Origin of the sequence: Ruegeria sp. (genome assembly GCF_040830605.1) — a bacterium.
Lineage (GTDB): Bacteria > Pseudomonadota > Alphaproteobacteria > Rhodobacterales > Rhodobacteraceae > Ruegeria.
The window spans coordinates 27,814-39,883 of sequence record NZ_JBFOMD010000013.1; the positions used below are offsets into that span (position 1 = coordinate 27,814).

At 62.8% G+C, this 12,070-nt stretch carries 14 protein-coding genes; 10 read left to right on the forward strand and 4 right to left on the reverse strand.

Going from position 1 to position 12,070, the window contains the following annotated elements:
• Window position 1: 1 nt before the first annotated feature.
• From AB3N21_RS17830 to AB3N21_RS17845, 4 genes are all read left to right on the forward strand, one after another.
• Window positions 2-1,060 (forward strand): ABC transporter ATP-binding protein, encoded by a 1,059-nt coding sequence (locus AB3N21_RS17830; RefSeq protein WP_367936482.1) that lies wholly within the window; start codon window positions 2-4, stop codon window positions 1,058-1,060.
• Entirely contained in the window at window positions 1,057-1,905 is an 849-nt protein-coding gene (locus tag AB3N21_RS17835; RefSeq protein WP_367936483.1) for a carbohydrate kinase family protein, read from the forward strand. The genes AB3N21_RS17830 and AB3N21_RS17835 overlap by 4 nt, the downstream gene beginning before the upstream one ends.
• Before the next feature lie 132 nt (window positions 1,906-2,037).
• A complete protein-coding gene (gene rlmN, locus AB3N21_RS17840; RefSeq protein ID WP_367936484.1) occupies window positions 2,038-3,219 on the forward strand; it encodes a 23S rRNA (adenine(2503)-C(2))-methyltransferase RlmN in 1,182 nt (393 codons plus the stop codon).
• 79 nt (window positions 3,220-3,298) lie between these two features.
• Window positions 3,299-3,685, forward strand: coding sequence for a hypothetical protein (locus AB3N21_RS17845; RefSeq protein ID WP_367936485.1), 387 nt, complete (start codon window positions 3,299-3,301; stop codon window positions 3,683-3,685).
• Window positions 3,686-3,784: 99 nt separating this feature from the next.
• Here AB3N21_RS17845 and AB3N21_RS17850 read toward each other — a convergent pair whose 3' ends face one another.
• The 3 genes from AB3N21_RS17850 to AB3N21_RS17860 all read right to left on the reverse strand — a co-directional run bounded on the left by AB3N21_RS17850 (window position 3,785) and on the right by AB3N21_RS17860 (window position 6,183).
• The gene (locus AB3N21_RS17850) at window positions 3,785-4,900 is read right to left on the reverse strand and encodes a cystathionine gamma-lyase (protein WP_367936486.1); all 1,116 of its coding nucleotides are present in this window, start codon (window positions 4,898-4,900) and stop codon (window positions 3,785-3,787) included.
• Between the two features lie 105 nt (window positions 4,901-5,005).
• Window positions 5,006-5,293 (reverse strand): hypothetical protein, encoded by a 288-nt coding sequence (locus AB3N21_RS17855; protein WP_367936487.1) that lies wholly within the window; start codon window positions 5,291-5,293, stop codon window positions 5,006-5,008.
• Between the two features lie 47 nt (window positions 5,294-5,340).
• Window positions 5,341-6,183, reverse strand: a complete 843-nt coding sequence (locus AB3N21_RS17860; RefSeq protein ID WP_367936488.1) for an LOG family protein — start codon at window positions 6,181-6,183, stop codon at window positions 5,341-5,343.
• A gap of 99 nt (window positions 6,184-6,282) precedes the next feature.
• Here AB3N21_RS17860 and AB3N21_RS17865 point away from each other — a divergent pair, with 99 nt between their 5' ends.
• The 4 genes from AB3N21_RS17865 to AB3N21_RS17880 all read left to right on the forward strand — a co-directional run bounded on the left by AB3N21_RS17865 (window position 6,283) and on the right by AB3N21_RS17880 (window position 9,221).
• Window positions 6,283-7,200: a threonine/serine dehydratase gene (locus AB3N21_RS17865; protein WP_367936489.1), complete on the forward strand. Its 918-nt coding sequence runs from the start codon at window positions 6,283-6,285 to the stop codon at window positions 7,198-7,200.
• A 44-nt stretch (window positions 7,201-7,244) separates the two neighbouring features.
• Window positions 7,245-7,844 carry a GntR family transcriptional regulator gene (locus AB3N21_RS17870; protein ID WP_367936490.1) on the forward strand — a complete coding sequence of 200 codons (600 nt, stop codon included), beginning with the start codon at window positions 7,245-7,247 and terminating at the stop codon, window positions 7,842-7,844.
• A gap of 106 nt (window positions 7,845-7,950) precedes the next feature.
• Window positions 7,951-8,778: a 2,3,4,5-tetrahydropyridine-2,6-dicarboxylate N-succinyltransferase gene (gene dapD, locus AB3N21_RS17875; RefSeq protein WP_367936491.1), complete on the forward strand. Its 828-nt coding sequence runs from the start codon at window positions 7,951-7,953 to the stop codon at window positions 8,776-8,778.
• Window positions 8,779-8,876: 98 nt separating this feature from the next.
• Window positions 8,877-9,221 carry a hypothetical protein gene (locus tag AB3N21_RS17880; RefSeq protein WP_367936492.1) on the forward strand — a complete coding sequence of 115 codons (345 nt, stop codon included), beginning with the start codon at window positions 8,877-8,879 and terminating at the stop codon, window positions 9,219-9,221.
• A gap of 6 nt (window positions 9,222-9,227) precedes the next feature.
• Here AB3N21_RS17880 and AB3N21_RS17885 read toward each other — a convergent pair whose 3' ends face one another.
• Window positions 9,228-10,283, reverse strand: coding sequence for a transporter substrate-binding domain-containing protein (locus AB3N21_RS17885; RefSeq protein ID WP_367936493.1), 1,056 nt, complete (start codon window positions 10,281-10,283; stop codon window positions 9,228-9,230).
• A gap of 212 nt (window positions 10,284-10,495) precedes the next feature.
• Here AB3N21_RS17885 and dapE point away from each other — a divergent pair, with 212 nt between their 5' ends.
• Both dapE and AB3N21_RS17895 read left to right on the forward strand, forming a co-directional pair.
• On the forward strand, window positions 10,496-11,641 hold the full coding sequence (gene dapE, locus AB3N21_RS17890) for a succinyl-diaminopimelate desuccinylase (RefSeq protein ID WP_367936494.1): 1,146 nt from the start codon (window positions 10,496-10,498) through the stop codon (window positions 11,639-11,641).
• A 53-nt stretch (window positions 11,642-11,694) separates the two neighbouring features.
• On the forward strand, window positions 11,695-12,060 hold the full coding sequence (locus AB3N21_RS17895; protein WP_367936495.1) for a GNAT family N-acetyltransferase: 366 nt from the start codon (window positions 11,695-11,697) through the stop codon (window positions 12,058-12,060).
• Window positions 12,061-12,070 lie beyond the last annotated feature (10 nt).

Sequence of the window (12,070 nt, forward strand, 5' to 3'; positions counted from 1 at the left end):
TTTGGCCAATCTCGCCCTGCGCAACCTGACCAAATCCTATGGAACGACAGAGGTGCTGCACGGCATCACTCTGGACGTTGCCGACGGCGAATTCGTGGTCTTCGTCGGCCCGTCGGGCTGTGGAAAATCCACCACGTTGCGGATGATCGCGGGGCTTGAGGAAACCACCAGCGGCATCATCGAAATCGGCGGGCGCGAGGTGAACAACCTTGAACCCAAGGAACGCGACATCGCGATGGTGTTTCAGAACTACGCCATCTATCCGCATATGTCGGTCAAGAAGAACATCGCCTTCGGTCTGCGATCCTCCAAGATGCCAAAAGCCGACAAGGAAAAGCGAATTCAAGAGGTTGCCGGCATCCTCGACATGACCGACCTGCTGGATCGCAAGCCCAGCCAATTGTCCGGCGGCCAGCGTCAGCGCGTGGCCATCGGGCGCGCCATGGTGCGCGATCCGGCGGTGTTTCTGTTCGATGAACCCCTATCGAACCTCGACGCCCAGCTGCGCACCCAGATGCGGCTCGAGATCAAGAAACTGCACCAGCGGGTCGGCAACACGATCATCTTCGTGACCCATGATCAGGTCGAAGCGATGACCATGGCGGACCGGATCGTGATCATGAAGGACGGCTACATCCAGCAGGTCGGCACCCCGACCGAGGTCTTTCACAAACCGGCAAACACATTCGTTGCGCGTTTCATCGGAGCCCCGTCCATGAACCTGCTGGCCGGAGAGTTGGACGGTACTCTGGTGCACCTGAGCGCAGATCAGCAGATCGACGTCCCCGGGGTGGCTGCCGGGGGCGCAACGAACATCCTGCTTGGCGTCCGGCCCGACGATCTATACCTCGACAGCGCCAACCCGATCCTGTGCGGCAAGATCACGTTACTGGAACCGCTCGGCGCCGAGACCCTGATTTACGTCGATACCCCGTCGGGCGAAATCATCGCCAAGGCGGATGGCCGGAACCCGCCGCAGGTCGGTGACGCGGTGCAGTTGGGCGCGGCCCCTGAAAACCTGCATGTCTTCGACGGCGCAAGCGGCGAGGCTTTGACGTGAAAAAGCCGATCCTCTGCGCGGGCAGGCTCTATTGCGACCTGGTTTTCGTCGACACACCCCGCCTGCCCACACCGGGGACCGAGGTTTTTGCCCCGGGTCTCACGCTCCACGCAGGCGGAGGCGCGTTCATCACCGGGGCGAACATGGTGGCGCTGGGCCATGCGGTGTCCCAGTTTTCGACCCTTCCCGCTGCGCCCTTCGACGCCATTGTCCGCGCGGACATGGCGCAATATCGCGTGGATGCCAGTGCTTCTGCGACAGCGGCGGACGGGATCGACCCGCAAATCACGGTGGCGATCTCCTGCGCCGAAGACCGCGCCTTTCTGACCCGGTCCGATGGACCGGCAACGCCCGATCCTGCCGAAATCGACTTCGGTCAATATGCGCATCTGCACATCGGCGAGCTCCGCACATTGCAGGAACAGCCCGATCTGCTGCATCGGGCCAAATCGGCCGGTCTGACCGTCTCGCTCGATTGCGGATGGCAGGACGCATATGCGGAAAACCTGTTGGAACTGATCTCAGAGGTCGATGTGTTCCTGCCAAATGAGGCTGAAATGACCGCGCTCCGCGCCGCTGGTACTGATGAACTCTGCGCACCTCTGACCGTCGTCAAAAACGGCAAAAACGGCGCCCGCGCAAGATCTCGGTCCTGTAGCGCATGGACTCTCAACGGCGCCACACCCGTTGAAGTGTTGGACGCCACAGGGGCAGGAGACGCGTTCAACGCCGGGTTCCTTTCATCCTGGCTGGAGCGGGCACCGCTTGAGCAGTGTCTGGCAAAAGGCAACGCATGTGGTGCGGCTGCTGTGCAGGCACTCGGCGGCGCGGGAAACCTGAAATAGCGACACTGGACTCCGTCCAAGCAACGCCACCCCCGCGTTCAAATCCGCACGCATCCCCGCACGAAATCTTTTGATCTTCGCGCGCATTCCTATATAGAGGCGCATCCCTGCGACCAGCCCGAGTCCTTACCCATGTCTGCCAAAGCGCCGATCACTCAAGATGTCATGACCATCCCCCGCAAATTGCCCGAGGGGAAGTTGAACCTTGTGGGCCTCACCCGCGATCGTCTGCGCGAGGTGCTGATCGAACATGGCACACCCGAGAAACAGGCAAAGATGCGGGTGAACCAGATTTGGCAGTGGATCTACCAGTGGGGCGTGCGCGACTTCGCCGAGATGACCAACCTCGCCAAGACCTACCGCGCGCAACTGGCCGAAACCTTCGTCATCGAAATCCCCGAGGTGGTGACCCGCAAAGTGTCCGAGGACGGCACTCGCAAATACCTCGTTCGTATCGCGGGCGGGCATGAGGTCGAGGTCGTCTATATTCCCGAAGAGGGGCGCGGGACGCTGTGCATCTCGTCTCAGGTGGGCTGCACGCTGACATGTACGTTTTGTCATACCGGCACTCAGAAACTTGTACGAAACCTAACAACTGCCGAAATCGTCGGGCAGATCATGATGGCGCGTGACGATCTTGAGGAATGGCCGGTTCCGGGTGAACCCAAGGACGAAACCCGCCTTCTGTCGAACATCGTTCTGATGGGTATGGGCGAGCCGCTTTACAATTTCGAGAACGTCCGCGACGCGATGAAGATCGCGATGGACCCCGAGGGGATCTCGCTGTCGCGCCGCCGTATCACCCTTTCCACCTCGGGCGTAGTGCCTGAAATCGCGCGCACTGCTGAGGAAATCGGCTGCCTGCTGGCGATCTCGTTCCACGCGACTACGGATGAAACCCGCGACGTTCTGGTGCCGATCAACAAGCGTTGGAATATCGAAGAGTTGCTGCAAGCGCTGGCCAGTTATCCCAATGCGTCCAACTCCGAGCGGATCACGTTTGAGTACGTGATGCTGGACGGGGTGAACGACAGCGACGAGGATGCGCATCGCCTAATCGAGCACATCAAACGCCACAATATTCCGGCCAAGATCAACCTGATCCCGTTCAACGAATGGCCCGGCGCGCCATACAAGCGCAGCTCGAACAACCGCATCCATGCCTTTGCGAACATCATCTATCAGGCCGGATATGCCTCACCCATCCGCACCCCGCGCGGCGAGGACATCATGGCCGCCTGCGGTCAGCTGAAGTCGGCCACCGAGCGCGGCCGCAAGTCGCGCAAACAGATCGAGGCCGAGGCGGGTCTTTGAAAAACAAGGTGAAATCGGTCTGAGGCCGGTCTAGTCTCGCATTCAATATTTGTGCGAATTGAATGCGAGGTATCGTCTCATGTCCCGACGCATCATGTCGGTGCTCGCCCTGCTGGCAGGCAATGCCATCGGTCTGCTGCTGGCCGCATTCCTGCTCGACGGGTTCAGGATCGCGCCGCTCTCGCTGATCATCGTGGTGGTGGTGTTCACACTGGTGCAGATGGTTGCCGAGCCGCTGATCGCGAAGCTGAGCGAGCAGAACATCCCGGCGCTCAAAGGCGGGATCGCATTGGTGGTGACCTTTGTGGGGTTGCTGGCGACCGACCTGATCACGGCAGGCCTGACCATCGGCGGGATCGCCAACCTGTTGGCGGCGACGTTGCTGGTGTGGCTGGGCGCGCTGATCGCGGCGGTGGTGCTGCCGATCTATGTGTTCAAGGAGTTGCGGGCACCGAAAGCAAAATAACAGAGCGCGGCGCGGCGGTTACGTTGGTGATAATGCGAGGCTCTGCCTCGCGCTCCGGGATATTTTTGAACAGAAGAAGGGGCGGGCGAGTGCCCCTGTTCATATGGTGTCGAGGGCGTTTTCGATCGCTTGCCACAGTTCCTCAACCGGTTCGCATCCGACTGACAGGCGGATGAAGGCCGGATCGACCGCATCGCCCCAGCGCAGGCGGCGTTCGGCAGATGTGTGGACGCCGCCAAATGAGGTGGCGGGCCGGATCAGAGGGCAGGCGTTGATGAAAGCCTCGGCCTTGTCTTCGCTCTCCAGCGTGATCGACAGTAGGAAGCCGAAGCGGAGGCATTGCGCCTTGGCCAGCGTGTGTGACGGGTCGGTTTCCAGACCGGGATATCGGATCTGTTTCACTGCCGGGTGGGCGGCCAGACGCTTGGCCAGCACGTGCGCTGAGCTGCACATGCGGTCGAACCGGACATCCAGCGTCTCAAGCCCCCGGTGCAACAACCAGGCCTCATGCGGGCCGGGGATGCAGCCCGAGATTCTGCGCCAATCTTCAACGGTTTGCATGGTCTTGGCATTGCGGCTGGCCACATGCCCCATCAGCAGGTCGGAATGGCCGCCCATCGCCTTGGTGTCCGAGGCCACTACTACATCCACGCCCAGATCGAGCGGGCGCTGGCCCAGCGGGGTCAGAGTGGTGTTGTCGGCGATGGTGATGCCGCCGGCCGCGCGCACGGCCTGCGCCACGGCGGAGAGTCCGATCATGTCGAGGCCGGGGTTCGACGGGGTTTCAAGGAACACAACGTCGAACCCATCAAAACCGCCTTCGGAAAAGGCCGTGGTCGGGCGCTTTTCGACCGTCACACCCAGATTGGATAGGAACCGTTCGGCCAGCAGTCGGGTGACGTAGTAGCCGTCGGACGGGATCAGCACCCGGTTCCCGACCTTGAGCGTGGCAAAGAGGGCTGCCGAGATTGCACCCATGCCCGAGGGGAAGGCCAAACAGGGGGCGTCTTCGAGATGGCTCAGCACATGTTCCAGATGCTTCCAGGTCGGGTTGTCCACACGCCCATAGGTCGCGAAATCCTCGGGCTGGCCGGGCAGGTGGAACATGCTGCTCTGGGTCAGCGGGAGGGCAACCGCGTCACCCTTATCCAAAGCGTTGCCGCGCAGATGCAGCATCGCGCCGGTGCGCGGGGGAGTCTTGTGGGGCGTGCTCATGAGATCGGGCCCTTGTCGAATTGCGGTCCCTTGCCCTCTAGCATTCAAAAGCGTTTGCAGAAAGTGGAATGCCTGCGCCGCGCGGTCTGGCGAGAGCCAACAGCGTCAGATCGACACCAAGGCCGGGCCGTCCACGGCGCCGGTATTCGTGCCGCCCTCACTCGGTCTGGTGTCGGTGCGCATATGCTGCACGGCTTCGCGCACCCGGTTCCAGGTACCTTCGTCCGGATAGACCATGACAATCAGCCCTTCGGTCGGACCGATGCGGACCAGATGGCCGCTCTTGGCGCCCATCGCTTTGAGCTGGCTCAGTTTTTCCTTGGCGCTGGAAATCAGCGCCGCCTCGTCCAGGGTCTCGTCATAGGTCCAGTTGGACACGGTTACATATTCCATCGGCCTCTCCCTTGGATGTCGGTTGGCCGAGTGTAGCACGAATCGCTTCAGCGCCCCGGAATCACGTCACGCGGGGGGGCCGGGGTCCAGTTGTCGATCAGATCCATCGCCTCTTGCGCGGTATCGACATAGCGGAACAGGTCCAGATCCTCTTCCGAGATGGTGCCGGCATCGGCTAGCGCCTCCCAGTTGATGACGCGCTCCCAGAATTCGCGGCCGAACAGCAGGAACGGCACCCGGTCCATGCGCCCGGTCTGGATCAGGGTCAGCGATTCAAACAGCTCGTCCATAGTGCCGTAGCCGCCGGGGAAGATGGTGATGGCGCGGGCGCGCATCAGGAAATGCATCTTGCGGATGGCGAAATAGTGGAAGTTAAAGCTGAGCTCAGGCGAGACATAGGCGTTCGGCGCCTGCTCATGCGGCAGCACGATGTTCAGCCCGATCGAGCAGCCCCCCGCATCCTGCGCGCCGCGGTTGCCCGCTTCCATCACGCCGGGGCCGCCACCTGTGACGACCACGTTCTCGCGGCAGCCGCTGTGCTTGGACTTCTCGGTCATCAGCCGAGCGAATTCGCGCGCCTCGTCGTAGTATTGCGACAGGTCGGCCAGAGTCTGCGTGCGTGCCTTGTGCTTTTGCGTCGGCTCGGGGATGCGGGCGCCGCCGAACATCACGATGGTCGAGGTGATCTCGCGCTCGGCCATTATCATCTCGGGCTTGAGCAGTTCCAGCTGCAGGCGCACCGGGCGCAGTTCATCCCGGCACAGGAAATCCTCGTCCGCAAAGGCCAGCTTGTAGGCGGGTGACCGGGTCTGCGGGGTGTCGGGCACATGGCTCGCGGTCGAGCGGTCGGTATGCGCGTCGCGGAAAGGGCTCAGGCGGTCTTCTTTCATTGCGGGGGATCCCTGCTTGCTTGTTTTTCCAACAGCTATAGGGTTCGCGGCCAGAGCGCCAGTGTTCGGCGGTGACAGGCCAGTGACAGGGATGTGAGAATGGATTGGAAGGCAGAGATTTCGGCGGCGGTAGATCGCATTGCAGGCCATGTGCAGGTGACTCCGGTGATCGAGGCGCGGGGGTTCGGGTTGGAATTTCCCGTCGAGATGAAGCTTGAGCACATGCAGCACACCGGCAGTTTCAAGGCACGCGGGGCGTTCAACACGCTCTTGTCCCGCGAGGTGCCCGGGGCGGGGGTGGTCGCGGCCTCGGGCGGCAATCATGGCGCGGCGGCGGCGTATGCGGCGCGGGCGTTGGGTCATCCGGCCAAGATCTTTGTGCCGGAACTGGCGGGCCCGTCCAAGATCGCGCTGATCGAGGGTATCGGGGCGGATCTGACCGTGGTGCCCGGCGAATACGCCAACGCACTGAGCATGGCGCAGGCGCATGAGACCGAGAGCGGCGCGATGCAGATCCACGCCTATGATGCGCCCGCAACCGTGGCCGGGCAGGGCACCTGCTTTGCCGAGTGGGAGGCGCAGGGTCTGACCGCCGACACCGTGGTGGTGGCCGTTGGCGGCGGGGGTCTGATCGGCGGCGCGCTGGCCTGGTTTCAAGGCACGCGCAAGGTTGTGGCGGTCGAACCCGAAACTTCTTGCGCGCTGCATGCGGCGTTGCGGACCGGCACGCCGGTGGATGTCGAGGTTTCGGGTGTTGCCGCCAACGCTTTGGGTGCCCGCCGGATCGGGGATATCTGTTTTGGGCTGGCGCAGGGGATGGCTTCGGTTCTGGTCTGTGACGAGGCGATTGTGGCTGCGCAGCAGGCGCTTTGGGCCGAGCGGCGGGTGCTGGTCGAGCCAGCGGGCGCGACGGCGCTGGCCGCGCTCATCAGCGGGGCATACCGGCCCGAACCGGGCGAGCGTGTTGCGGTTCTGGTCTGCGGCGGGAATATCGCGCCATCGCCGGTCTTTGCGTGAATTATCCGCTTGAGGCGGACGCGCGGCGATTTTATCTATAATCTATGACTGCCACCATCGCCGACACCATCTATGAACGTCTCAGCCAGCAGATCGTTACCGGTCAGCTGGCGGCGGGCGAAAAGCTGCGGCAGGACCATATCGCCCGCGCGTTCGAGACCAGCCATGTGCCGGTGCGCGAGGCCTTGCTGAGGCTCGAAGCGCATGGGTTGGCCCAAAGCGAGCCCCGGCGCGGCATGAGGGTGACGGCGCTGGACCCGGCCGAGATCCGTGAGGTGATCGAGATGCGGGTGGCGCTGGAAACGCTGTCCCTGCAGCATGCGGTGCAGAACATGACACCGGCCGACGTCAAGGCAGCGGATGACGCGCGCGTTGCCTGCGACGCGGCAGAGGACATGCCGGCATGGGAGGCGCGCAACCGCAGCTTTCACCGAGTGATCCTGACCCCCTGCGCCATGCCGCGCCTATTGCATGCCATCGACGATCTGCACATCGCCAGCGCCAGGCATCTGTTTTCCCATTGGCGCCAGAAATGGGTACAGCGCAGCGATGCGGATCACGCCGCCATCGTGCAGGCGCTGAAGCGCAAGGACGCCGCCACGGCCTGCGAGATTCTCAAACGGCATATCCGGCGGGTGCGCTGAGGCAGCTGCCCCGCCGCAAAGGGGCCGATCTTCGTCGCATTGCGCATTGGCCGCCGCTTCCTTATAGGCCACACAAACACGACGGGATTCTGCAGGGAGCACAGCCATGTCCAACGCACAACTGGAAGCCGCCATCGAAACCGCCTGGGAGGCTCGTGACACGATCACTCCCGCCACCACCGGCGAGCAGCGCGAGGCTATCGAGGACACGCTGAACGCGCTGGATAGCGGGTCGCTGCGGGTCGCCGAAAAGCAGGGCGAGGGCAGCTGGCACGTGAACCAGTGGGCCAAGAAGGCGGTTCTGCTGGGCTTTCGCATCAAGGACATGGAGATTCAGGCCGGCGGCCCGCAGGCCGGTGGCTGGTGGGACAAGGTGGACAGCAAGTTCACTGGTTGGGGAGAGAACCAGTGGCGCGCGGCGGGGTTCCGTGCGGTGCCGAACTGTGTGGTCCGCAAATCGGCCTACATTGCGCCGGGCGTGGTGCTGATGCCCTCTTTCGTCAATTTGGGCGCCCATGTGGACGAGGGCACCATGGTCGATACCTGGGCCACCGTCGGGTCCTGTGCACAGATCGGCAAGAACGTGCACCTGTCCGGCGGCGTCGGTATCGGCGGCGTGCTGGAGCCGATGCAGGCCGGGCCGACCATCATCGAGGACAACTGCTTCATCGGAGCCCGGTCCGAAGTGGTCGAGGGCTGCATCGTTCGCGAGGGCTCGGTTCTGGGCATGGGCGTATTCATCGGCAAATCCACCAAGATCGTGGACCGCGAGACCGGCGAAGTGATGTATGGCGAGGTGCCGCCCTATTCGGTGGTCGTAGCTGGCTCGATGCCGTCGAAGAACAACATCAGCCTCTATTGCGCGGTGATCGTGAAGCGAGTGGACGAAAAGACCCGCTCGAAAACCGGGATCAACGAGCTGCTGCGCGACTGATCCGTCAGAACAGGTTCAAGTTTGCCGGGCCGTGAGGGGTGTCCTTCGCGGCCCGGTTTCGGTTGACCGCCGGGGTGCCTGTCGTTAAGGCGGCGGCCATGGAAAAGCAAAAGAAACCATCACGCCAGCAGGTCTACACGCTTCTCGTTCAGATCGGACGAAAGGACGGGGACGGCCTGCCCGAAGGCGCCACGGGGGCTGCGTTGATGTGCTTTGCCAGCGGCGTGGATGAGGCCGAGGCGGTGCGCGAGACCGTGGCGATCCTCAAGCAGGCCGATACTGCCCCGCTGGACGTGACTGGCTATGGCACTCTGGCCGAGCGCGAGGCCGAAGGGCATGAGATCGGTGATGAGGAGCGCGCGCTGATGCAGCGTGCGCTTGAAGAGAACGCGGTGATCGTCGCGCAGATGACGCCGTTCTTTGAGGACGCCGGGCAGGCCTAGGCAGGTCTAGTTCGGTATCCCGAACCATTTGCGGTAAATCTTGTCATAAGTGCCGTCCTCCCGCAGGCCGAGCAGCGCCTGATTGACCTCTTCGATCAGAGGTGAGCCGGTGGGGAAGGCAATCCCGTAGTTCTCACGCAGAAAGATGCCGCCTGCCATGGTGGCGATGTCGCGGCCTTCGTGATTGGCGTAGTAGGACAGGACAGGGGCGTCGAACACGACCGCGTCGAGCTTGCCTTCCTGAAATCTCTCCAGCATCGGGTCCAGCCCGGCAAAGCTGTCATATTCAACCTCGCGCCGATCCAGGAACGCGGCGGCGGTCGAGTCGCTGATCGTGCCGACGCGCTTGCCGTAAAGGTCGTTCACCGAATTGACGGTTCCGGTGATCGCATCCACTGTCATGACCGAGGTGATCCGGGCGGTGAACACTGACACGATGAACAAAGATGAGATCACCAGCACAACGCCGAACAACCGCCCGAACACGGTGCGCGGCACCCGCTCCTCGAAACCTCCGTTCACCACCAGGTTCAGGGCCCACCAGAATGAGGGAAACCAGGCCTCGTTCAGGGTTCGGTCGAAATAGGGCTGGGCGCGACGCTCGAAATACCACATCAGCATCCCGCCGGTCAGCAGGATCGCAAAGGCCAGCCCGATGGCGATGAACAGATCACGGGACAGAAGCGCCTGCATCAGCGATGGGCGTCGGGTCGACTCCGACGGCACCATGATCTGCAGCCCAGCTTCAAAGATGGGCTGGCTGAAATCCATCTTGGATTCACGTGCGGCGGTGATCGAGATATTGGCGATGGCAAGGTCCGCGCGGGCTTGCTGAACCCGGGTCAGCATGTCCGAGAAGCCATCCGAACGCACGATCCGAAAATCCCACTCCAGCGCCTCGGCGAGCGCGTCAAACAACTCCACCGAAAACCCGGTCTCTTTCCCATCCTCGACAAATGAGAACGGGGGCCGTGTCACGGTCGACACCGTGAGGGTCTGAGCCTGACTGGCCTGAGCAAGGGCCGTAACAGTCAGAATAAGCAGGACGAGGATAACGCGCATCTGGAGTGTCTACCTGTTTAGTCGCCCACTAGCGCAGTTTTTGGCGCCCGAGCAAGGCGGCCCCTGGGTAAACTGGCCGGATTGTTGCAGGAATTCCTGCAATTGGGCGGTGTCCGTGGCTTTATTCCCGCGTTTTCTGCCCGGCGGGCTTGGCATCGGGGGTATTTCATAGAATGAGTGAGGGAAATGAGGCCACCATCTCCGGAGTTCAAATGACGCCTATCGACCCCGTCCGGCTGACCGCAGATCTGATCCGCTGCCCCTCGGTAACACCCGAGGAGGGCGAGGCGCTGGGCGTCCTGGAGCAGGTGCTCAGCGCGGCGGGCTTTGACTGTGTGCGGGTGGATCGTGGCGATGTGTGCAACCTGTTTGCCCGGTGGGGGCAAAAGGGGCACGCCCGCACGTTCGGCTTCAACGGCCACACCGACGTGGTGCCGGTCGGGGACGAGGCGGCATGGACCCTGCCGCCTTTCGGTGCCGAGGTGAAGGATGGCGTGATGTATGGCCGGGGTGCCACTGACATGAAGTCGGGCGTGGCGGCCTTTGCCGCCGCTGCCGTCGATTTCGTACAGCAGACACCGCCGGACGGGGCGGTTGTCCTTACCATCACCGGGGACGAAGAAGGTGATGCCGTGGACGGCACCACCGCGCTGCTCGATTACATGGAGCAGGCGGGCGAGCGCATGTCGGTCTGTCTGGTGGGCGAGCCGACCTGTCCGGACCGGATGGGCGAGATGATGAAGATCGGGCGTCGTGGTTCGATGACTGCTTGGTTCACGGTGACCGGCGTTCAGGGGCATTCGGCCTATCCGCACCGGGCAAAAAACCCGCTGCCCGCCATGGCGCGGCTGATGGACCGGCTGGCGAGCCATGAGTTGGACCGGGGCACCGACCATTTCGACGCTTCGACGCTGGCGGTCGTCACCATCGACACCGGCAACCCGGCCACCAACGTGATCCCGGCACAATGCACCAGCACCGCGAACATCCGCTTCAACGATCTGCACTCGGGCGCCGGTTTGACAGATTGGATGCGGGCCGAGGCGGACCGGGTGGCCGAGGAATTCGGCGTCGAAATCGGGATGAAGGTGAAAATCTCGGGCGAGAGCTTTCTCACTCCGCCCGGCCCCCTCTCGGATCTGGTGGCAGCGGCGGTCGAGGCCGAAACCGGCGTGATGCCTGAGCTATCGACCACCGGCGGCACCTCGGACGCACGGTTCATCAAGAGCCACTGTCCGGTGGTCGAGTTCGGTCTTGTAGGCCGGACCATGCATCAGGTGGATGAACGGGTCGAGGTGGCGCAGATCCATCAACTCAAAGCCATCTACGGGCGTGTACTGGCCGACTATTTCGCATGAATTGAACCATCGGGCAGACCGAGGATCGCAGGACCTGCTTTGCCTTGCGCCGCATGGTGTTTGTCGAAGAGCAGGGCGTTCCGGCAGAGATCGAGGTTGACACGTTCGACGAGGATGCGCTGCATCTGCTTGCCTTTCTGGACGACGAGCCGGTGGGCACAGCGCGAGTCCTCTTTGACGGTGAGGTTGCCAAGATCGGTCGGGTCTGTGTGTTGCCTGAGGCACGCGGCACCGGGCTGGGCGCGGCGCTGATCGGGCATGGAGTGGAGGTGGCCAGCGCGCGCGGTAGGGTCCGGCGGGTCATGCTGGGCGCGCGGGTCCGGGCCATGGGGTTTTATGAAAAGCTGGGTTTTCGCGCCTGCGGGCCGGTCTATGACAGCGCCGGAATCGCACATCGCGACATGATACGCGATCCCTAACCGCGCGTGA